General features: G+C 43.6%; 19 protein-coding genes. 12 read left to right on the top strand and 7 right to left on the bottom strand.

Features of this window, described 5'->3' with window-relative positions; all coding sequences use genetic code 11:
- Positions 1-39: 39 nt before the first annotated feature.
- The 8 genes from HQN86_RS05175 (at position 40) to HQN86_RS05135 (ending at position 8,592) form a co-directional block, all read left to right on the top strand.
- Positions 40-834, top strand: coding sequence for a sulfite exporter TauE/SafE family protein (locus HQN86_RS05175; protein ID WP_172659938.1), 795 nt, complete (start codon positions 40-42; stop codon positions 832-834).
- Positions 835-917: 83 nt separating this feature from the next.
- A complete protein-coding gene (locus tag HQN86_RS05170; RefSeq protein ID WP_172659937.1) occupies positions 918-2,342 on the top strand; it encodes an MBL fold metallo-hydrolase in 1,425 nt (474 codons plus the stop codon).
- Positions 2,343-2,348: 6 nt separating this feature from the next.
- Positions 2,349-2,906 carry a YeeE/YedE family protein gene (locus tag HQN86_RS05165; protein WP_172659936.1) on the top strand — a complete coding sequence of 186 codons (558 nt, stop codon included), beginning with the start codon at positions 2,349-2,351 and terminating at the stop codon, positions 2,904-2,906.
- Between the two features lie 4 nt (positions 2,907-2,910).
- Positions 2,911-3,324 (top strand): YeeE/YedE family protein, encoded by a 414-nt coding sequence (locus tag HQN86_RS05160; protein ID WP_172659935.1) that lies wholly within the window; start codon positions 2,911-2,913, stop codon positions 3,322-3,324.
- A gap of 1,002 nt (positions 3,325-4,326) precedes the next feature.
- Entirely contained in the window at positions 4,327-5,046 is a 720-nt protein-coding gene (locus tag HQN86_RS05150) for a YoaK family protein (RefSeq protein WP_172659933.1), read from the top strand.
- Between the two features lie 159 nt (positions 5,047-5,205).
- Positions 5,206-6,501 carry an NRAMP family divalent metal transporter gene (locus HQN86_RS05145; protein WP_172659932.1) on the top strand — a complete coding sequence of 432 codons (1,296 nt, stop codon included), beginning with the start codon at positions 5,206-5,208 and terminating at the stop codon, positions 6,499-6,501.
- Between the two features lie 144 nt (positions 6,502-6,645).
- Positions 6,646-7,503 carry a universal stress protein gene (locus tag HQN86_RS05140; protein ID WP_172659931.1) on the top strand — a complete coding sequence of 286 codons (858 nt, stop codon included), beginning with the start codon at positions 6,646-6,648 and terminating at the stop codon, positions 7,501-7,503.
- Positions 7,504-7,521: 18 nt separating this feature from the next.
- On the top strand, positions 7,522-8,592 hold the full coding sequence (locus HQN86_RS05135; protein ID WP_172659930.1) for a class I fructose-bisphosphate aldolase: 1,071 nt from the start codon (positions 7,522-7,524) through the stop codon (positions 8,590-8,592).
- A 73-nt stretch (positions 8,593-8,665) separates the two neighbouring features.
- Here HQN86_RS05135 and HQN86_RS05130 read toward each other — a convergent pair whose 3' ends face one another.
- Positions 8,666-10,084: an MBL fold metallo-hydrolase RNA specificity domain-containing protein gene (locus tag HQN86_RS05130; protein WP_172659929.1), complete on the bottom strand. Its 1,419-nt coding sequence runs from the start codon at positions 10,082-10,084 to the stop codon at positions 8,666-8,668.
- A gap of 93 nt (positions 10,085-10,177) precedes the next feature.
- Between HQN86_RS05130 and HQN86_RS05125 the strand changes: the two genes are divergently transcribed.
- On the top strand, positions 10,178-10,774 hold the full coding sequence (locus HQN86_RS05125; protein WP_172659928.1) for an RNA polymerase sigma factor: 597 nt from the start codon (positions 10,178-10,180) through the stop codon (positions 10,772-10,774).
- On the top strand, positions 10,767-11,723 hold the full coding sequence (locus HQN86_RS05120) for a 1-phosphofructokinase family hexose kinase (protein WP_172659927.1): 957 nt from the start codon (positions 10,767-10,769) through the stop codon (positions 11,721-11,723). The genes HQN86_RS05125 and HQN86_RS05120 overlap by 8 nt, the downstream gene beginning before the upstream one ends.
- Positions 11,724-11,823: 100 nt before the next feature.
- Here HQN86_RS05120 and ppsA read toward each other — a convergent pair whose 3' ends face one another.
- The 6 genes from ppsA to HQN86_RS05090 form a co-directional block, all read right to left on the bottom strand.
- A complete protein-coding gene (gene ppsA, locus HQN86_RS05115; protein WP_172659926.1) occupies positions 11,824-14,220 on the bottom strand; it encodes a phosphoenolpyruvate synthase in 2,397 nt (798 codons plus the stop codon).
- 152 nt (positions 14,221-14,372) lie between these two features.
- Positions 14,373-14,792: a hypothetical protein gene (locus HQN86_RS05110; RefSeq protein WP_172659925.1), complete on the bottom strand. Its 420-nt coding sequence runs from the start codon at positions 14,790-14,792 to the stop codon at positions 14,373-14,375.
- Between the two features lie 117 nt (positions 14,793-14,909).
- Complete coding sequence (locus tag HQN86_RS05105; protein ID WP_172659924.1) at positions 14,910-15,773, bottom strand: universal stress protein; 864 nt, start codon at positions 15,771-15,773, stop codon at positions 14,910-14,912.
- Positions 15,774-15,809: 36 nt separating this feature from the next.
- Entirely contained in the window at positions 15,810-16,694 is an 885-nt protein-coding gene (locus HQN86_RS05100; protein WP_172659923.1) for a universal stress protein, read from the bottom strand.
- A 117-nt stretch (positions 16,695-16,811) separates the two neighbouring features.
- Positions 16,812-17,531 (bottom strand): LOG family protein, encoded by a 720-nt coding sequence (locus tag HQN86_RS05095; RefSeq protein ID WP_172659922.1) that lies wholly within the window; start codon positions 17,529-17,531, stop codon positions 16,812-16,814.
- A 55-nt stretch (positions 17,532-17,586) separates the two neighbouring features.
- Positions 17,587-18,150, bottom strand: a complete 564-nt coding sequence (locus tag HQN86_RS05090; RefSeq protein WP_172659921.1) for an HdeD family acid-resistance protein — start codon at positions 18,148-18,150, stop codon at positions 17,587-17,589.
- Between the two features lie 154 nt (positions 18,151-18,304).
- Between HQN86_RS05090 and HQN86_RS05085 the strand changes: the two genes are divergently transcribed.
- Together HQN86_RS05085 and HQN86_RS05080 are read left to right on the top strand one after the other, a co-directional pair.
- The gene (locus HQN86_RS05085) at positions 18,305-19,144 is read left to right on the top strand and encodes a universal stress protein (RefSeq protein ID WP_216854321.1); all 840 of its coding nucleotides are present in this window, start codon (positions 18,305-18,307) and stop codon (positions 19,142-19,144) included.
- A 55-nt stretch (positions 19,145-19,199) separates the two neighbouring features.
- Positions 19,200-20,153, top strand: a complete 954-nt coding sequence (locus tag HQN86_RS05080) for an NAD(P)-dependent oxidoreductase (protein ID WP_172659919.1) — start codon at positions 19,200-19,202, stop codon at positions 20,151-20,153.
- Positions 20,154-20,198 lie beyond the last annotated feature (45 nt).

The following is a 20,198-nucleotide window of genomic DNA, read 5'->3' as shown; positions in this document are numbered from 1 at the left end:
TCCGTCCGAACTTCCAACTTTGTCTAAACTATTTAGAAAATGGAAGTTATTGCGTATTTAGCGTCGGCATTTATCGGCGTCTCATTGGGTCTGATTGGCGGAGGTGGCTCTATCCTAACCGTACCAGTATTGGTTTATCTTTTTGGGATCGCTCCTCTTCTGGCCACTTCTTACTCACTTTTTATAGTTGGCTCAACCAGTCTAATCGGGGCAGTCAATAACTATCGCAAAGGTCAGGTGAACCTGAAAGCAGCCCTCTTCTTTGGCGCAGCATCAATTGTCACTGTCTTTGCGACCAGAAAACTCATTATTCCTGCTATTCCAGAGAAATTATTCACTATAGCTGGTCATACCATTACCAGCGCGTTAGCCACCATGGTACTTTTCGGCGTACTGATGTTAACGGCCTCGATAAGCATGATTCGAAGTAAACATGATGATGCACAGGAACAGGATTGCAAAGACTGCATTAAATTCTTTAAACTTCTAGGCTACGGGATTGCTATTGGACTGGTAACCGGACTGTTAGGAGCAGGAGGAGGTTTCTTACTAATCCCTGCCCTGGTCTTGTTATTAAAATTACCCATGAAAAAAGCAGTCGGAACCTCTTTACTTATCATTGCACTGAATTCCCTGATCGGTTTTGCGGGAGACCTGGGGCATTTTCAAATCCACTGGAAATTCTTACTCAGCGTCAGCGCAATTGCCATAACCGGCCTGCTTGCTGGAAACCTCATCAGTAAAAGAATTCCCGGATCAGGACTCAAAAAAGCGTTCGGCTGGTTTGTCCTGTTCATGGGCATTTATATCATTTTAAAAGAATTTTTAAAATAACAAGAGTTGGGTGATTTTAGTCACCGTTTGGTGTTCACTTTCTGCCGAAATTTGATGTATACAAAAGAATTAAAAAAAAGAACATGATTATTGAACAGATTTATACCGGATGTTTGGCACAAGGCGCCTATTACATTCAATCAGGTAATGAGGCTGCCATTATCGATCCTTTAAGAGAAGTCGCTCCTTATATCGAAAAAGCCGCAGGTAATAATGCCACCATTAAATATGTATTTGAAACACATTTTCACGCTGATTTTGTTTCGGGCCATGTAGATCTGTCTAAACAAACCGGGGCACTGATTATTTATGGCCCGAATGCCAATCCGACTTTCGAGGCGCATATTGCAAAAGACGGCGAGCTTTTTAAGCTGGGAAAACTCACGATTAAAGTTTTGCATACTCCAGGCCATACCATGGAGTCCACCTCCTACCTGCTTATAGATGAACACGGAAAGGAAATCGCATTATTTTCAGGCGATACGCTATTTATAGGCGATGTCGGCCGTCCTGACCTTGCACAAAAAGCAGCACACATGACCCAGGAAGAGCTTGCAGGGATATTATTTGATTCACTGCGTCAAAAGGTAATGCCTTTGAACGATGATCTTATTGTTTATCCTGCCCATGGCGCCGGCTCTGCCTGTGGTAAAAATATGAGCAAAGAAACTACTGATACCTTAGGACACCAGAAATTGACAAATTATGCACTCAGGGCCGATATGACAAGGGAAGAATTCATTATAGAGGTAACAGAAGGGCTGACCCCACCCCCGGCTTACTTCCCATTGAATGTGAAAATGAACAGAGAAGGATACGACAGCTTTACTGCAGTACTGGAAAAAGGCACGCATGCATTAACACCCGATGCTTTCGAATTGATGGCAAATGAAACCGGCGCATTACTGCTGGATACCAGAGATGCCCAATTGTTCGCAAAAGCATTTATCCTCAATTCAATTAACATTGGTATCGATGGCAGTTTTGCCCCATGGGTGGGTGCATTGATACCGGATATACAGCAACCGATTCTGTTAATTGCGGATGAGGGACGAGAAGAAGAAGTGGTGACCAGGTTGTCAAGAGTGGGTTATGATCATGCCATCGGTTTCCTTAAAGGTGGAATTGATGCCTGGATTAAAAGTGGCAGAGAAACAGACGAAATCATCTCCATAACAGCAGAGCAATTGGCCGACCGAAGAGAAAAATCGGGGAATTTAAATATCCTGGATGTCCGCAAGGAATCGGAATACTTTTCTGAGCATTTACTGAATGCTATAAATGTACCATTAGACTACATCAATGAGCACATGCCAAAAATTGACAAGGATAGAATCTATTACGTGCATTGTGCCGGCGGATACCGATCAATGATTTTCAACTCCATTCTGCGTGCCCGTGGTTTTGAGAACCTTATCGATATCAAAGGTGGCTTTAAGGCCTTGAAAGAATCGGGCAAGCTTCAACTATCCGATTATGTTTGTCCAAGTAAAATGACCAATCCATAAACTGTTATGCTGGAACTATTAAGACAACCCTGGCCTTGGTATACCTCAGGGGCTGCCATTGCCTTTATTATGGTTTTGCTGCTTATTTTCGGAAAATCCTTCGGCTTTTCATCTAATTTAAGAACCCTGTGCACCCTTGCCGGTGCGGGCAAAAGACACCAGTTTTTTGACTTTGACTGGAAGACTCAAAAATGGAACCTGCTGTTTCTCCTTGGCGCTGTTCTTGGCGGTGTTATTGCAGCGACCTTACTCAAGAGCGAAATCCCCATGGCTTTATCACAATCCACAATTGATGATCTGGCAAAGCTGAACATTATTTTTGATGGACAATTGAATCCATCACAGCTGTTCGGATATCAGCTCATTAGTTCCTCTAAGGGAATAGTGATCTTGCTGGCCGGTGGAGCTTTAGTCGGCTTTGGGTCCCGCTATGCCGGCGGTTGTACCTCCGGACATGCGATCAGCGGTTTATCAAACTTACAACTTCCCTCCTTACTTGCCGTAATTGGCTTCTTTACCGGGGGCTTAGTGATGACACATTTTTTATTACCATTAATATTTTAGAAACATGAAAGGAGTAAAGTTTATACTGACAGGAATACTATTTGGTATCGTAATGGCAAAATCTGAGGCCATTTCCTGGTACAGAATTCAGGAGATGTTCCGTTTTCAGTCCTTCCATATGTACGGAATTATCGGAACGGCAGTAATTCTCGGTATGCTTGCCGTATACCTCATCAAAAAAACTAAACTCAGGAATATTCAGGGCCAACCGATCGTCTTGCATGACAAGGACAAAAGCTGGTCGCGTTACCTGATCGGAGGTTCAATTTTTGGGTTGGGCTGGGCGTTAACCGGTGCCTGCCCGGGACCAATGTTTGTAAATATCGGATATGGATACTGGGCTATGATCATTGTCGTATTGGGCGCCCTAAGTGGAACTTACCTTTACGGCATTATTAAAAATAAGTTACCTCACTAAGATAAAGATAAAATTCCTGAACCTGATTATATCAGAAGAGGAGACACACCTGATTCTGCAGCCTAAATTCGCCTTAACAAGAATGAACATCGTACTAATTCCGAAAAAACAATATTTCAACGAACTTTACTACAGCCATCTTTCCCTAAAAATATGAAAGCCCTCCCCAATGTATTAGATCAGAAAGGAAGTAATTACTTCTGCAGTTCTTTTAAGTGAAAAACCAGACAGTAAAATCACAGCCCAGCGATCTCCATGAGATTGCATTAATGTCCAATATTCTGCAAGATTATGCAACTATTATATCAATTACTTTTACGGGTCTCTGTAGAGAAAAACAAGCGGGAACTGGTAACCTAACATGGAAATGAAGTGAATATTCCCTCCAATTATCAGCTATTTAAGCAACTTCAGCAATTACCTTAAAATGAACATCAAAAAATGATTAGTTCCATTAATATGAAATTGACAATAAATGAAATGGTAGAGGCCTTGATTTACCAAATCTCGGGTATGCAAAATTATGCACAGATGGAGGCTTTGATACTGAATATTCCCAGGGCAGCAGCAGTACATGGTCTGCCTGTATCTGAATGCTTCAGCAAATTGGAAATCAGGATAGAGAAACTCTCCCCAATGGACTTGACAAGTACTCGATGGAGCTGTTTTCCCATTTTATGCTAACTTTGTAAGCATTATGTATTTGAATAATTTTTTCCTGCTAGAAAGATGATTATAGTTTTCAGGAAAAAATCGAAATCGGCCTTTTTTATGGAGAGCAAAATATAATCAATATATCCAGAAGAGATCTTGTGGGTTAGCAGGGATTGCCAAAGAAAACCTAATCAGGCTGTTGAAAGAATTTAAATCCTAGGGAATCATCAGCACTCAGGGTCGGAAAATCTGGATACAGGAGATTGAAAAACTCCTGAGATGCTCTAATAGGAAATAAGATGCTAAAAAGGTTATTAAGGCTATAAACGTTAATGAATTTCAAAAGAAATGCTGAGACATACAGGACAAAAGCGAAGTTTTAGACATAACCTCAGGCTTGCAGTATTGCTATGCATCAATGCAGGATTTATAAATGGTGCCGGCTTTCTTGCGTTCAATGTGTTAACAACAAATGTCACTGGGCATGCAGCATTATTTGCTGTTAATCTTGTGGAAACACATTTTAGACAGGCCGGGATTGTTGCCCTCTGGTTATTTTTATTTATAACAGGGGCATTTACATCCGGCATATGCATAGAAACTGTCGGAAAGGAAAAGCCATCGGCGTACTCACTCCCAATAGTCATCATTATACTGATATTAGCAACTGTTACCATCTCGGGGCATACTTATAATGGCTCAATGCACCAAAAAGAATATTTTGCCGGAAGTTTATTATTTGCTATGGGTATGCAGAACGCCCTGGTCTCGGTGATTTCGGGGTCAGTGGTCAGAACCACCCATCTCACCGGAATGTTCACAGATCTGGGAACAGACCTCGCAACGGCTGTAAGCCAGCGATTGAAACTAGCAATAAGATTAAAGCGGCGTATCTTCCTAAGAACAGTTATCATTACCGCTTTTCTCTTTGGCGGAATCATAGGCACCTTTTTATTCATGCGGCATCAATTTAATGCTTTTCTATTGCCTATTACACTCTTAACAATTAGCTTGTTTTATGACTATTTCCGATTTCATGTCATACGTATAATGCGCCGTTACAAATAAAAAACCACGGGATAAACAAATTAAAAGCATCATAAGTAAAATAAACACAGTTTTTTCCGGACAACATCATAAATAGAAATGATATTGGTCACGTTTCCCAAAACTAACAACAGGTATTTTTATCGCATAACTCGTGAGCAAGATTGTTACCAGAATGTAATGAGCGAATCGTATATGAATAAAAACAAATTAAAGAAAAGATGGAAATGGCTCAGCGTACTTGGTCCCGGGTTAACCACTGGTGCAGCGGATGACGACCCATCTGGCATTGCTACATATGCGCAGACAGGGGCGCAATTTGGTTACGGTCAGCTCTGGACAGCATTGTATATGCTGCCATTCATGACCGCTGTGCAGGAATCATGTGCCCGTATCGGACTGGTTACGGGTAAGGGAATAGCAGCTGTTGTCAGACAGCACTACAGCCGCCCGGTGCTTTATTTTATGGTGGGCCTGGTGGTGGTAGCCAATACCATTAACATCGGGGCGGATATCGGTGCAATGGCAGCCGCAGCACAACTGCTTATCCCCTTACCATTTGTCGTGCTCACCTTCACCTTTACAGGAACCATTCTACTACTTGAAATCTATACCAGTTACCATGTCTATTCCAGGATATTAAAATGGCTTGCGCTCACCCTGCTGGCCTACCCTGTTACCGTTTTTATCATTGATCAGCCATGGCAGACGGTACTCTGGGCCACAGTAATTCCACACTTTGAATTCAACTTTTCATTCCTGTTCATCATTACCGGCGTATTTGGTACAACAATTACCCCCTATATGTTCTTTTGGGAGGCTTCACAGGAAGTTGAGGAAGTGCATGAAAATGGAAGAATAAGAAATGAAAAACACAAAATAAGCTGGAACCTGATTCATGCGATGCGAAAGGACAATACCATAGGAATGATCATTTCTGAATTTACGACCTGGTGCATACTGCTGGTGGCTGCAACAGTTTTACACAACAGTGGTGTGAGAGACATTAAAAACGCCGCTGATGCTGCCAGGGCATTAGAACCACTGGTTGACTCCTTTCCAAATGCCGGTTATTTATCTAAATTAATATTTTCAGTGGGGATCATTGGCCTGGGATTATTGGCAGTTCCGGTGTTATCAGGTTCAGCTGCCTACGCAGTATCAGAAGCATTCAACTGGAAGGCCAGCCTGAATCTAAAAGTAAACAAGGCCCCCGGATTCTATGGCATTATCATCATCTCTACCCTGATCGGATTAACCATGAACTTCATCGGCATTGATCCTGTAAAAGCGCTTATTTACACTGCAGTTATAAACGGGATTGCAGCCGTTCCCCTGCTTTTTTTAATTATAAAAATTGCCGCCAGTGATGCAATCATGGGGGAATATAAAAGTGGCAGGTTGTCTAAAATCCTTTTATGGATGACCTTTATCATCATGGGAGCTGCGGCACTGGGGTTGATCATACTGATTTAAGCAAGTGATTACTGACAACATTAACAAAGAGCAAAAATATCATGTTTAATATCATCCTGCTTGATGACCATGATCACCTCCCGGGTGTTCCTTTTCCCTGAAATTTGCTTAACAGAATTGTCTTTGCTTATCAATATACCGATTATGAAAACATTATTATTGCTGACTGATTTTTCCGCTACGGCCAACCATGCGGTAGCATTTGGATATGACTTTGCAAAAATGCTGGAAGCTGAAGTGATCCTTTGCAATGTGGTTAACGTACCTGCCGAAATCCCTCAGTACGAATCTATACTACTTCCTATCGAACAATACAGCCGGATTGAAGAAGAAAGCATTGAGGGGCTCAAAAGATTAAAAAAGCAACTGGAGCACCAGGATCATAGTAAAGGATTTCATCCTCCTGTCAGTTACTTGTGTCAAACAGGTGTGCTTACCGAAGAGATTGACGATGTGATCTCGAAAAGACAGATAGACCTGATCATCATGGGAACCCATGCCAGCAGCGGCCTGAGGCACTTGTTGCTAGGCAATCACACCAGATACATGGTGGATGCTGGCTCAGTACCGCTGTTATTGGTATCACCCGAAGAAAATGTAGGTAAGATCAAATGGATCGCCTTTGCCACCGATTTAAATATTGCGGAAATTCCTGCACTTAACCGACTGGCAGAATTTGCGGCGAGTTTGCAGGCGGAAATCATTCTGATGAATGTTCGTAACGAAAGCCCATGTCTGGAAAAAGATCTTAAAAAGGAACAGTTCCGCACTGCACTTGTAAAAGAATGTCATTATCCCAAGATCTCCTTCCAATCGGTGGTCGACCATTCGATTGTAAAAGGTTTAGAAAAGCTTTGCAGGAAAAATGGCAAAAACGGACTGCTGAGTATTGTGCACCGGGACCGCAATTTCATTAATGAAATTCTAACCGGTAGTCAAACGCAAAAGTTAGCTAAAAAATTGGTTTTACCTTTAATGGTGCTGCCTTCAAAAATCAAATGAATCACAAACTATACCGCCATGAATTACCGTCAAATCACTGATCTGGTTGGAACCGATGAAAATCTTTTTACTTACCAGTGCCAAGCCGTTACTAAGCAAACCCTAAATCTTCCCGGGCCAGATTATATAGATCGGATTCTTCTCGCCTCGGCAAGGAGCAATCAGACACTACGAAGTCTTGAAACCATTTATAATTCAGGGAGGCTTTCCGGCACAGGGTACCTGTCCATATTACCGGTAGATCAGGGTATAGAGCACAGTGCTGGCGCCTCATTCAGTGCAAACCGGATGTATTTTGATCCGGAAAACATTGTCAGGCTGGCCATTGAAGGTGGCTGCAATGCAGTGGCAACTACCGTGGGTAACCTTGCCATTATAGGAAGGAAATACGCCCACAAAATCCCGATGATCGCAAAGATCAATCACAACGAATTGCTGAGCTGTCCCAATAAGCATGACCAGATCATGTATGCCTCCGTAAAAAACGCATGGAATACCGGGGCTGTTGGCATCGGAGCCACCATCTATTTTGGATCCAAAGAGTTTTCCCGGCAGCTTATCGCAGTGTCCAATGCTTTTGAGCAGGCTCATGAACTGGGTATGGCAACCATATTATGGTGTTACTTGCGAAACGAGAACTTCGTGGAGGATGAGGTGGATTACCATACTTCGGCTGATCTGACCGGACAGGCCAACTATCTTGGGGTCAGCCTGCAGGCTGATCTGATCAAACAGAAGCTGCCTGAAAACAACGGGGGCTATGAAGCCCTTAACCGTTATGGTAAGACTTTCGGTAAATATACCAAAGAAATGTACAGCCAGCTGTGTACAGCCCACCCAATTGATCTTTGCCGCTATCAGGTTTTGAATTGTTACTCAGGACGAATCGGATTGATCAACTCTGGAGGCCCCTCAAATGGCAAAGACGATTTCAAAGACGCACTTCGAACCGCAGTGATCAACAAGCGGGCAGGCGGAACCGGGGTTATTGCTGGCAGAAAAGCCTTTCAAAGACCATTCCCGGAAGGTGTTGAACTGCTGAATGCCATACAGGATGTCTACCTGGAAAAACAGATTGATATCGCCTGAGGAATTGCAAAAAACGACCCCAGTTAATTCCAATAAGATATCGGCAAATACTCCTTGAGCGATGCGTAAATCTTTAATTTTTGGAATCATGGGCAGCTGTAACCACAAAATGGTCACAGCTAAATAGCAATACATCTTCATTCGGGGTCATAACTTTCACCGGAATACTCAGTTCGGTCTGGATTTTAACCCTCAAGGCTTCCTGAGCACAAGGCTCCCCATGAACCAGCATAATCTGTGCAGGTGCTTTTTTGAATTTTCTGATCCAGGCCATCAGTTCGGATTGATCTGCGTGCGCGGATAATCCCTCCAGCTCCTGCACCCTGGCCTTAACAGGATAATACTTTCCATGAATTTTAACTTCATGCGTATGGTTCAACAAAGCACGCCCGCGTGTTCCTTCGGCCTGAAAACCAATGATCAGAATGGTATTTCTGTTGTCTTCAAGGTAATGTTCCAGATATTGCAGGACTCTTCCACCGGTTAACATGCCACTGGCAGCAATCACTATTTTACTGCTTTTATCCTTAATGAAGCCTACAGTATTGCTGTAATCCTGATTGATGGTGATGTGGTTGTTCATCTGTTGAAATTCTGCTCTGCCAATCTTCATGTAATCCTCTGCATAAGTTAATGAAATACCTGTGGCAGCTGCAGCCATCGGGCTATCCATGATTATGGGCAGGTTTAAAGGAATTTTTCCCTGTTTCTTTAAACTATTCAACAGGTAGATCAGTTCCTGTGCCCGGCCGACTGCAAAACTTGGGATCAGCACATTGCCTTTGCGGGCAATGGTATCGTTGATTATTGCCGCGAGCTCCTGGCAAGGGTCATTCGTTCCGTGAAGCCGGTCTCCGTATGTGGATTCCATAACAATATAGTCTGCCTCGGTAAAATAATCCGGTGGATTGAGGATCGCGCTTTGCGGGCGTCCGATATCACCCGAAAAGATGATTTTCTTTCCAAAGCAGTTCAATTCGACCGAACAGGCACCCAGAATATGACCGCAGGTTTTAAACTGAAAATGGATGTGGTCGCTTAAACGGACAAAAATATTGGGATCCCGAACCGTAAAAAATCTGAATGATGCTTTTGCATCTTCAACCGTATAAAGCGGTTTGGCCGGATGATGTTTTGTATAATGGTGCTTATTGGCATTTTCTGCATCCTCCTGCTGTATTTTGGCACTATCAAGGAGAATGAGCTGTGTCAGCTCGCTGGTAGGCGCTGTCATATAAATTTCTCCCTTAAAGCCCTGTCTTACCAGCAGTGGGATATATCCGCAATGATCAAGGTGCGCGTGGGTCAGAATGATCAGATCAATTTCCCAGGCTTCGATACCCAAGGCAGTCCAGTTTTGTTCACGTAATGATTTGACACCCTGGAACAGTCCGCAATCTACAAGTATTGTCAGCTCTGGAGTTTTCAGTAAATGTTTTGAGCCGGTGACTGTCTGGGCAGCCCCAAGCGATTGAAGGATTATTTCATTCATGACCATATCAATTAGACAAGGTAAAGATGGGTTGATTTTTTTTCAACACCCATGACTGCGGGCACCTGATCGGATGATTTAAATCACGATTTAATGTGCGTCAACTCATGGGATATAAAATTCCGGAACCTGAAATTTACATTCATTAAACCCAATCATACCATGCAGCCAATAGCCATTCAAAGCAGTTCAGCATTCAGCGGGCAACTGACTAAAGAAATTTCTTCACTACGGAAATTTGCCCGGCAGTTTACTTCAGACCACCAAACCATCAACGATCTGGTTCAGGATACTTTGATTAAAGCCCTGCGATATTATCAGCAATTTCAGAACGGGACCAGTCTGAAGGCATGGCTATTTGTAATCATGAGAAATACCTATCGTAACAACTACAAAAAAAACCTCCTGAAACAGGCAACATTCAATTTTATTGAAGAGATCAGCGCATCTGCTCTCCATCGGGCGTCCTCCCAAAATATGGGTGAGAGTAGATTCATCCAGCAGGACATTAGTCAGGCGATGAAAAAACTTTCGCAAAAACTCTATCTTCCAATTAAGCTCTTCAGCCTTGGCTACAAGTATTGTGAAATTGCCAGTCAGACAGGAGTTCCGATAGGAACCGTAAAAACAAGAATTCATCTGGGACGGATCCAGCTAAAGCAATTACTAAGCGATTACAATTATGCCTGATAATAAGATCATCACCCTGACCTTCTCTCCTGCCATTGATAAGAGCGCATCGGTAGCCACATTGATTCCGGAAAAGAAATTGAGCTGTTCTACTCCCGTTTATGAGCCAGGGGGAGGTGGAATAAATGTTGCCAGAGCAATCAAAAGACTTGGCGGAAATGCAACAGCCATCTATTTGGCAGGCGGTTATCCCGGGAGATTTTTCACCCAGATGCTGTGCAAGGAAAACATAACAACCGTTCCTATCCAAACGATCAGCCTGACGAGGGAAAATCTGGTGATCAAAGAAGAAAGCACCCAAAAGCAATACCGTTTTGGGATGCCCGGAGCCATGGTCAGCGCGGCCGAATGCAATCGTTGCCTGAAAGCAATTGAGCAATCAGCAGACTTCCAGTACCTGATTGTCAGTGGAAGCCTCCCTGCCGGCGTTCCGGCAACCATCTTCGGCAAACTCGCTGAAATCACCAGGGCAAAAAAAGCAAAACTTATTGTCGACACTTCCGGTCAGGCACTCAGGTATGCACTGCAGGCCGGTGTTTTTCTGATCAAGCCAAATCTGAAGGAACTGGCCTCATTGGTAAACGAAGAAACACTTAGTATAACGCAGGTGGAACAGGCATCTAAAACACTTATCGGCAAATATAAATGTGAAGTGATCATTACCTCCCTTGGCCCCGATGGCGCAATGCTGGTCACCGGTGATACCAAAGTTAGAATTTTTCCTCCGCAAGTTAAGGTGCAAAGCACCGTTGGTGCTGGTGACAGTATGCTGGCGGGAGTCATCATGGGACTTTATAAACAGAAAAACATGGTTGAATCCGCGCAATACGGTGTCGCCTGCGGGACGGCTGCTACATTAAACCCTGGAACTGAACTATGTCATTTGACAGACGTAGAACGTCTATATTGCATGATCAGGGATGCCGGCTGCAAGGCTGGCGTGTCTTAAATATGTTGAACCGGCACTTGCAAATCAGCTAGAAATCCTCGTCTGTCAGCCGGACTCAGCCGATCGGCAAATGAACATGCAGAACCCACCTACCTGGGCATCATGAAGGTGAAGGACTGAGCTGCGGGGAAAATACTCCATTTATATTGGCTATCCCGGCGATGAGTGCATCGGCATTAAACGAAATGCTGTCAATACCATGTCTGACCAGCAAACGCGCAAAAGACGCAGAATCACTGGGCGCCTGACCACAAATTCCTACTTTCCTGCCGCATATTTTACCCTGGTTAATCATCTGGGCAATTAGCAACTGAACTGCAGCATTTTGTTCATCGAACAGGTCAGCTACCAGAGCAGAATCCCTATCAATCCCTAAAGTCAATTGGGTTAAATCATTTGACCCAATGGAGAAACCATCAAATATTGCAGCAAATTCCTCGGCCATCAGCACATTGGCCGGTATCTCTGCCATTACAAAGACTTCAAGACCATGGTCTCCTTGTATCAGGCCAAATTCTTTCATCAGGTCGATCACTTTCCTCCCTTCTTCCACAGTACGGCAAAAAGGAATCATTAATTTCACATTGGTAAAACCCATTTCATTTCGTACCATCCGCATGGCTTCACATTCCAGTTGAAATCCTTCACGGTAACGCTCATGGTAATACCTGGAAGCACCGCGGAAGCCAATCATCGGATTCTCTTCAACCGGTTCAAAGTCCTGGCCGGCAATAAGACCTGCGTACTCATTGGACTTAAAGTCACTCATCCTCACAATGACTTCCTTCGGAAAAAAAGCAGCGGCAATTGTGGCCACTCCTTTGGAAAGCTTATCCACAAAAAATGCTTTTTTATCAGGGTGCTGCAGCGTAATCAGTTCCATATCTGCCCTATCCTTTTCATTGCTTATCTTTTCAGGATGCACAAGGGCCATCGGATGAATCTTTATCAGATTGCTGATGATAAACTCCATTCTAAGCAAACCCACACCATCATTGGGGTAAAAAGACAGCTCGAACGCCCGTTCCGGATCTGCGACAATCAACTGTACCTTTGGTGTTTGCGGAATTCGGATATCCTCAAGGTCAGTTACAGATTCGGTCCATTCTGCTTTACCCTGATAAACAAATCCTGTCTTGCCATCAGCACAATTCAGGGTAATAATCTCCCCGTCAGTAATCGTAGTAGTGGCATTTGTAGCGCCCACTATTGCAGCTGCTCCCAACTCCCTAGCAATAATTGCCGCATGACTGGTCCTTCCGCCCCTGTTGGTTACCATTCCTGCTACTTTCTTCAGGATCGGATCCCAGTCAGGACTAGTGGTATCTGTCACTAAAATATCTCCCGGATTAAGTTTTGCCGCCTGCAGGGGAGAACTCAGAATTCTCGCCGGGCCGGACACAATACGGCTACCAATTGCCTCTCCGGTGCACACAAGGATCCCCTTTTGAGCTAAATGGTAAGAGGTCAGCTGCAGTCTCTTTTTCTGTGAATGTACGGTCTCCGGGCGTGCCTGAATGATGTAAAGTTGCTGGCCGATACCATCTTTTGCCCATTCAAAATCCATAGCCTTCTGATAATGTCTTTCAATAATGATGGCCCATTTCGCTAACTTTTCGATTTCCTGATCCTCCAGGACAAACTTATTTTGCAGCTCCAGGGGAGTCAGCTTATTGATCGTTGCATTTACTTCATCCTCCTGATCCGCGTAAACCATCATCTGGTTCTTACTGCCCATGTTTTTTTGAATAATTGCCTTAAAACCCTGCTCAAGGGTAGGTTTAAAAACCAGGAACTCATCAGGTGTAACTGTTCCCTGAACGATATTTTCACCCAGACCCCAAACGCCTGCAATATGTACCACCTCTTTAAATCCGGATTCCGGCTCCAAAGTGAAACCAACACCTGAACACCCAATATCTGAGCGGATCATCTCCTGTATCCCAACAGAAAGAAATACTTTATGATGATCAAAGCCTTTATCCTCCCTGTATTTTATTGCCCTGTCGGTGTATAAAGATGCAAAACATTGCTTGACCGCATATAACAGGGCATAGCTTCCGCGAACGTTTAAATAGGACTCATGAAGACCTGCAAAGCTCGCCTCAGGTAAGTCTTCTGCCGTCGCGCTGCTGCGCACGGCAACCTCCTGTACACCATCATCAAACATCGCATCGTAAGCTCCGATTATCGACATTCCAAGGTCATTGGTCATTCTGCCGGACATCAACAGGTTCCTGGCCTGCTTTCCAATTTCTGCCAGGTTGGTATACCCCTGTCTGTCCAGTTCTTTCATCAGCGCAGCAAGTGGGAGTTCAAAACCATTGCAGCTGACAAAATATTTATAGGCAGCAGCAGTAACGGCAAACCCCTTAGGTATTAATATACCTTTTGGTGTTAAATGACTGAACATTTCTCCCAGAGAGGCGTTCTTTCCGCCAACCTCGGCAATATCATTAATGCCGATCTCACTAAATTTTTTGATGTAGTTCATCATGATAGAATTTAATTATGAATTTACTCACCGGTAGTTTTCCGGTAAACACTTAATAAGATATCTCTAAGGGCTAGGTGAAGGGAGAATACATGCTGATCAAAAAGCAATAATGTGCTCATGTGGCTATTATTTAATGTATGAAAGGTTAAGCATTACAATTCAAATAATTCATCATCTTTAACGACTTCTTCCACAAGCGCGAAAAGTACTCTTTTGGTATGGCGGAATTTATGGGTCAACTCGGTTATCAGCCGTCCCAGCCGGATGTGCATTGCTTCCAGGTCCTGAGGGTTTTCCAGGATCGCATCCTCTGAGATCAATTCTATCTGACTGAGGTGTTCACTAAGCAGTCTATCCAGTTCATAACGGTTATTTTCTATTTCCCCGAGTTCAGTTTCTAACGCACTGAGTTGTTGAGTAAATCGGGCTCCAGACAAGCGTACGAAATAGGCAGCCAGTAAACGGCGGAAGAAAACACCTTCAACCTTAAAAAACTCAAGGTCTTGAGCCCAGCTGTTAGCTGAAGAATGATAATTATTCAAGCGTGTAGCTAGTTTTACCGCGGTCTGCATAATTGAATGATTTGGTTATCAAATTTAAGCAGCTGAGACTGGAGCAAGTATGACGGTCGTCAGCTGATGCATTGATGCTGATCACAGATGAACTCAGTGGTAAGCCCCCCCTGTTAATTACTGTTTCTGTGAAAATACCAACAGTGGAATTTTAGTATGTCTGGAAAACTTCTGTGTATGGCTCCCCCTGAAGATTCGTTGAAGCAAGCTATGGCGGCGATGACATAGGGCGATCATATCCATATGCTCCTGTTCGGCAAGCCATTCCAGTCCATTGTCAATGTCTATGTTCCAGACATATTCAAACTTAATATGAGGATAATTTATAGTCAAGGCCGCACGATCCAGGAAGGCATCTATCTTATTTTGCAGTTTACCATCGGGAGTCACCTCCTTATCGGTAATATGAACAATGGTGATCTGCGCTTCAAATGCCTGTGCAAGTTCTGCGATAAATTGCAGTGAAACGATATCCTGTTCTCCGAAATCCGTCGCGAAAGCGATTTTGCGAAGCTTTTTAAAACTCGCCTCAAAAGGCACAAATAACACGGGGCTTTCCGCCTTTTCAATCATCTCCTTACTATTGCTCCCCAGCAGGAACTGGGTAAGCCCACCCGCACCAGCTATCCCCATCACCACCAGGTCTATTTTTCTGTGCTTAACCAGGGATGAGACCACTTCACAAACCGTTCCTGCACTTGCCTCATAGCTCAAGTCAGGGCAATGCTCCTCTTCAGGGGAGCAGGACAAATCGGTCAGCATTTTAACCATTTCATCCAGATCGCCGGTAACTTCCCTTTTTAAATCGGCATAGTCCATTAAAGGCCATGCGACCTGCGCGGCCATAGGTGCGTCCGCAGGTACTTTAATCGCATTGCAAAGCAATACATCTGCTTTGAGGCCTTTGGCAAGTTCCAGGCCGTAGCGCGCAGCGTTTTCGGCCGGAACCGAGAAATCTGTTGGAATTAAGATCTTTTTCATATTACAAAAAATAAATAGATACAGGATAGAAAACTGCTATAGCGGTTTGTTTCCGCAATCAGGGGGAAATACCATTAAGGGGATAGAGATTCTCTTTTTGAGTCTTTGGGTATAGCTGCCCCTGAACAGTTTATGAAGCACGTTGTGTTGACGATGGACCATGGCCAGCACCTGCATCTGGCCATATTCGGCCAGCCAGTCTAAACCATTGTCCACCTCCGAATCCAGCACGTGCTGATAATAAATCTTATGATAATTGACTTTGTTGGTCACCTCATTTAAGAATACATTTATTTTATTCGGCTGCTCAATACCCTCATCAGGAACTTTCTCGCTGATATGGACAATCAGAATTTCAGCATTAAACATCCGTGCAAAGCCGGCTAACGTGTGGATGATGCCGATATCGGTTTTACTCAGGTCTGTTGCAAAGGCAATCTTACGGATGCCCAAAAATCTGGCCTCATCGGGAATCAGCAGAAGAGGCGTTTTAGTGGCCTCAACCATCGCCCTGCTGCTGCTTCCTATTAGAAATTTCCCTATTCCTCCTGCCCCGGACATGCCCATGACCGTTAGACTTATTTCACGGTCGGCTGCAAAATTTGTTACCGCATCTGCCACGCTGCCTATGCCCACGGCATATTCAATCAAAGGGTGGAAGCTGTCGGGAGCTGTTTCCTGCTCATCTCTTTCCTTTAGTTTTTTGACATAACGTTTCAACTCCTGCTCAACTTCATACTCCAGACTCTCAAATGTGATTAACGGGGCTGAAACATGTGCTGCCAAGGGAACTTCCAGGGGAACCATGACCACGTTACACAATTTGACATTGGCTTTCATCTGTTTTGCAAGATGCATTGCATAATTGGCCGCATTTTTAGCTGAGCTGGAAAAATCAGTTGGGATTAAGATCTTTTTCATGGGATTACAATTTTGTGTTCAAATACCCGATTACGCTTCAAAGATGCTAAGTAACAGCAATTTAAATAGTGACAATCATCATCTTTAAGCATGATTATCGGCACTGGAGGAGGCCTGCTAGCTATGCTCAAAAAGCCATTGAAAAGGATGTGGTTTCTGTCTGGGTTTTAACCCATATTGTTTGATGCTTTTTTCCCGAATTAAATCAACAGCTTCCTCAATACTGTCGGTAACCAGAAACAGTTCTGTGTCTCCCCTTGTCACGGTTCCCTCCTTTTGCAAACGCAATATATAAGCGATCAGTTCCTGGTGAAATTCTTTGCCAAGGATGATGATCGGGAAATTACTGATCTTACGGGTCTGGATCAGGGTCAGCGCTTCAAAGAATTCATCCAGAGTGCCAAAGCCTCCCGGCATAACCACAAAAGCAAAGGAATATTTCACCAGCAAAACCTTCCTGATAAAAAAATGATTGATGTAAACCCATTTATCCAGATATTGATTTGGTTTCTGCTCGGAAGGAAGTTCGATATTGCAGCCCACTGAACGGCCGTTAACATCTTTGGCTCCTCTGTTTGCTGCCTCCATCAAACCCGGGCCGCCACCTGTAAGGATCGTAAAACCAAGTGACGCAAATGCTGCCCCAGCCTTTCTGGTCAGCTCATAATAAGGATGTCCTTCTTTGAAACGGGCAGATCCAAATACGGTAATACAGGGCCCCAGAAAATGAAGCTTCCTGAATCCGCGAATAAACTCCCTCATGGTTTTTAAGGTGAAGATAAACTCTTTCCACCTGGATTGCGGTCCGTCAAGAAAGACGATCTCGGATTTGCTCATGTCAGCTGTATTTTAATATTTACCGGTTGTCAATGATTCCTGGAGCAAGGAAGATTCAATAGAGATTTCTGGCCAGACTCCTGAGCTGCAGGGATAACAGTATTCTGAATATTCCCGACAATAAGAACGCGAAAGCGGTCCAAACGACAATGTTGATGGCGCCAAAAAGAGGATCTGCAATAATCAATACCGACAAAACGACAATCAGGATACCTGTCAGCAAAAGCCAGGCCCAGTCCAGTACTCCATAGGCACGAAGTTCAATAGAACTGCTTATGGCCATAAATCCCCTGAAGAGCATCCATAAGCCAATGATTACCGGCATGATCACCATGGTCAGTAACGGAAGATTTAAAAGATAGCCTCCAAGGAAAATGTCAATCAGCCCCCCACTCAAAGTCCAGCCCCAGCCATGAAGCCTTTTGTGGTTACTTACCGAAAAGGTCACTTCAAAAATCCCGGCAAAAATCATCCCGAAGGCAAACAACAGGCTTAGGGAAAGATAAGACGAGACTGGGGCGGCAAGCATCCAGATTCCCAGTCCTATAAATAATACTCCGGAACAAAACATCAGCCACCAGTATTGTGCAGCGTCATTATTGAGATAGGTAGTTTTCATGATATTTTATATTAAGATGAGGCTTATTTCCAGCTCAAAGTTTCATAATCCATAAAAAAAAATACATGACAAAGATCACCGGAACCGCTGATGGTGATCACCGGCTGATCCAGAAAATCAAGTTAGGTTTGAACTGCATACCACATAATTACAGATGATGAAAAAGATTCTTGTGACAACAGATTTCTCCACAAACTCAAAGGGGGCATTGCGTTTTGCCATGCAACTTGCCATGCAAAGTGACTGCCAGATCACATTTTTCCATTCCTACCTGGTCCCAAGACCAAGCAGATGGAGTGAGAGGGTTTTCAATTCCTTTGAAAACAGCGAATTTGCGAAAATCAACAAGAAACTGCGCAGGTTTATAGCCGGTGTATATAAATCGCTTAGGCTATCCTTCACAGAACCTTTGCATTGCGTTGCAAAACAGGGAGCAAATCCTGACCACAATATCATGACCTTCGCGAAGGAAAACAGTTTCGATTACATTTGCATCAGCAGGAATGGAAATGGCAAAACCAGTCGATTGCTTGGATCCAATACAGCCACCCTGATCAAAAAATCTGAAGTTCCAGTCATCGCTGTTCCTCCATTCTACAAAAGAACCGAAATCCTCAGTATCTGCTACGCATCAGATTTGTTTGATCTTGACGATGAGCTAAAGAAAGTAACAAGCTTCAGCACCTCGATCGATGCAAAAGTGACCCTGTTGCACCTTAAAACCCCACTGGATTACCTTGCCGACACCCGGACCTTCAACACTTTAACCCAAAAACTCAATAAACACCACATTAGTGCAGTTTTCGACACCCTCGATTATGAAAAAACATTGATCGCAAACATCAACAAAAATATAAAAAGCATCAAACCGTCAATATTAATTATGTTCAGCAATCAAAGGAGAACAATTTTTGAAAAAATCTTTTTATCCAGTATTTCTGCTGAATTTTCTTCCGTTTCCAAGCTTCCATTACTGGTTTTCAGGAAGAAATAGCGATACAATTCATTCACCTGAATTATCAAACTCAATACATTTAATTTTTCCAATCATGAAAGCAATTTTTTACAGCACAAAATCCGTTGAGAAATCCCTGATGCTACATGCCAATAACCAAAGGCATGACCTTGTTTTTACCACACGGACATTGAGTACGGAAACCACCTCATTTGCCGAGGGGGCAGATGCAGTGGTCGTCTTCACCAATGATAACGTCACCGCACCTGTTATTCACAAGCTGGCAGCTTTAGGGATAAGGTACATTGCCACCAGATCTGTTGGAATAGATCATATTGACAGGGTCACCGCAGAAAAATATGGAATAAAGATCGCAAACATACCGGCCTACTCACCCCAGGCGATTGCTGAACATGCTGCCGCCCTTGCCCTTGCATTAAGCCGTCATCTGGTGCAGGCAAGCCAACAATGTCAACATTTTAACTTTAGCCTGAATAACTTAATTGGCTTTAATTTCTACGGAAAAACAGTAGGCTTGATTGGCCTGGGACACATCGGCAAGGCGGCAATACCAATTTTCAAGGGACTTGGGTGCAAAATTATCGGATATGATATCCTCCCCGGGCAGAATTTACCCGACATTGAGATGGTTGACCTGGATGCTCTGTATAAAAATGCTGACGTCATTTCCCTCCATATCCCGTTAAATGAACAGACCAAACAAATTATTGACTGCACGAGCATTGAAAAAATGAAAACAGGAGTGATGATCATCAATACCGCACGCGGAGGTTTGATCAAAACAACAGACGCCCTGGATGCGCTGAAAAGAGGTAAAATCGGCTATTTAGGCCTTGACGTGTATGAAAATGAGCATGGCTTATTTTTTGAAGATCATGAAGCAGACCAGGTCAGGGATCCGCTATTGTCGGAACTGATGAGGATGCCTAATGTACTGATTACACCACATCAGGCATTTCTAACCACTGAAGCTTTGGAAGAAATAGCCCACGAAACGATAAATACCCTTAACAGCTGGGAAAATTGATTTTTATTAATGCCCCGGATTGATGAAGATAAAATGGGTGCGGTT

Source organism: Pedobacter panaciterrae (genome assembly GCF_013204795.1).
GTDB classification, from domain to species: Bacteria; Bacteroidota; Bacteroidia; order Sphingobacteriales; family Sphingobacteriaceae; genus Pedobacter; species Pedobacter panaciterrae.
Note: the sequence above shows the minus strand (reverse complement) of the source record. Positions and strands in the feature narration are given on the sequence as shown.

What these genes read in the sequence shown, in the direction of transcription:
- HQN86_RS05105 (WP_172659924.1), bottom strand. Translation starts at nt 15,773, where the DNA reads ATGAAAAAGATCTTAATTCCAACAGATTTCTCGGTTCCGGCCGAAAAC.
- HQN86_RS05160 (WP_172659935.1), top strand. Translation starts at nt 2,911, where the DNA reads ATGAAAGGAGTAAAGTTTATACTGACAGGAATACTATTTGGTATCGTA.
- HQN86_RS05090 (WP_172659921.1), bottom strand. Translation starts at nt 18,150, where the DNA reads ATGAAAACTACCTATCTCAATAATGACGCTGCACAATACTGGTGGCTG.
- HQN86_RS05110 (WP_172659925.1), bottom strand. Translation starts at nt 14,792, where the DNA reads ATGCAGACCGCGGTAAAACTAGCTACACGCTTGAATAATTATCATTCT.
- HQN86_RS05085 (WP_216854321.1), top strand. Translation starts at nt 18,305, where the DNA reads ATGATGAAAAAGATTCTTGTGACAACAGATTTCTCCACAAACTCAAAG.
- HQN86_RS05135 (WP_172659930.1), top strand. Translation starts at nt 7,522, where the DNA reads ATGAATTACCGTCAAATCACTGATCTGGTTGGAACCGATGAAAATCTT.
- HQN86_RS05140 (WP_172659931.1), top strand. Translation starts at nt 6,646, where the DNA reads ATGAAAACATTATTATTGCTGACTGATTTTTCCGCTACGGCCAACCAT.
- HQN86_RS05145 (WP_172659932.1), top strand. Translation starts at nt 5,206, where the DNA reads ATGAGCGAATCGTATATGAATAAAAACAAATTAAAGAAAAGATGGAAA.
- HQN86_RS05165 (WP_172659936.1), top strand. Translation starts at nt 2,349, where the DNA reads ATGCTGGAACTATTAAGACAACCCTGGCCTTGGTATACCTCAGGGGCT.
- ppsA (WP_172659926.1), bottom strand. Translation starts at nt 14,220, where the DNA reads ATGATGAACTACATCAAAAAATTTAGTGAGATCGGCATTAATGATATT.
- HQN86_RS05095 (WP_172659922.1), bottom strand. Translation starts at nt 17,531, where the DNA reads ATGAGCAAATCCGAGATCGTCTTTCTTGACGGACCGCAATCCAGGTGG.
- HQN86_RS05125 (WP_172659928.1), top strand. Translation starts at nt 10,178, where the DNA reads ATGTGCGTCAACTCATGGGATATAAAATTCCGGAACCTGAAATTTACA.
- HQN86_RS05100 (WP_172659923.1), bottom strand. Translation starts at nt 16,694, where the DNA reads ATGAAAAAGATCTTAATCCCAACTGATTTTTCCAGCTCAGCTAAAAAT.
- HQN86_RS05175 (WP_172659938.1), top strand. Translation starts at nt 40, where the DNA reads ATGGAAGTTATTGCGTATTTAGCGTCGGCATTTATCGGCGTCTCATTG.
- HQN86_RS05130 (WP_172659929.1), bottom strand. Translation starts at nt 10,084, where the DNA reads ATGAATGAAATAATCCTTCAATCGCTTGGGGCTGCCCAGACAGTCACC.
- HQN86_RS05080 (WP_172659919.1), top strand. Translation starts at nt 19,200, where the DNA reads ATGAAAGCAATTTTTTACAGCACAAAATCCGTTGAGAAATCCCTGATG.
- HQN86_RS05120 (WP_172659927.1), top strand. Translation starts at nt 10,767, where the DNA reads ATGCCTGATAATAAGATCATCACCCTGACCTTCTCTCCTGCCATTGAT.
- HQN86_RS05170 (WP_172659937.1), top strand. Translation starts at nt 918, where the DNA reads ATGATTATTGAACAGATTTATACCGGATGTTTGGCACAAGGCGCCTAT.
- HQN86_RS05150 (WP_172659933.1), top strand. Translation starts at nt 4,327, where the DNA reads ATGCTGAGACATACAGGACAAAAGCGAAGTTTTAGACATAACCTCAGG.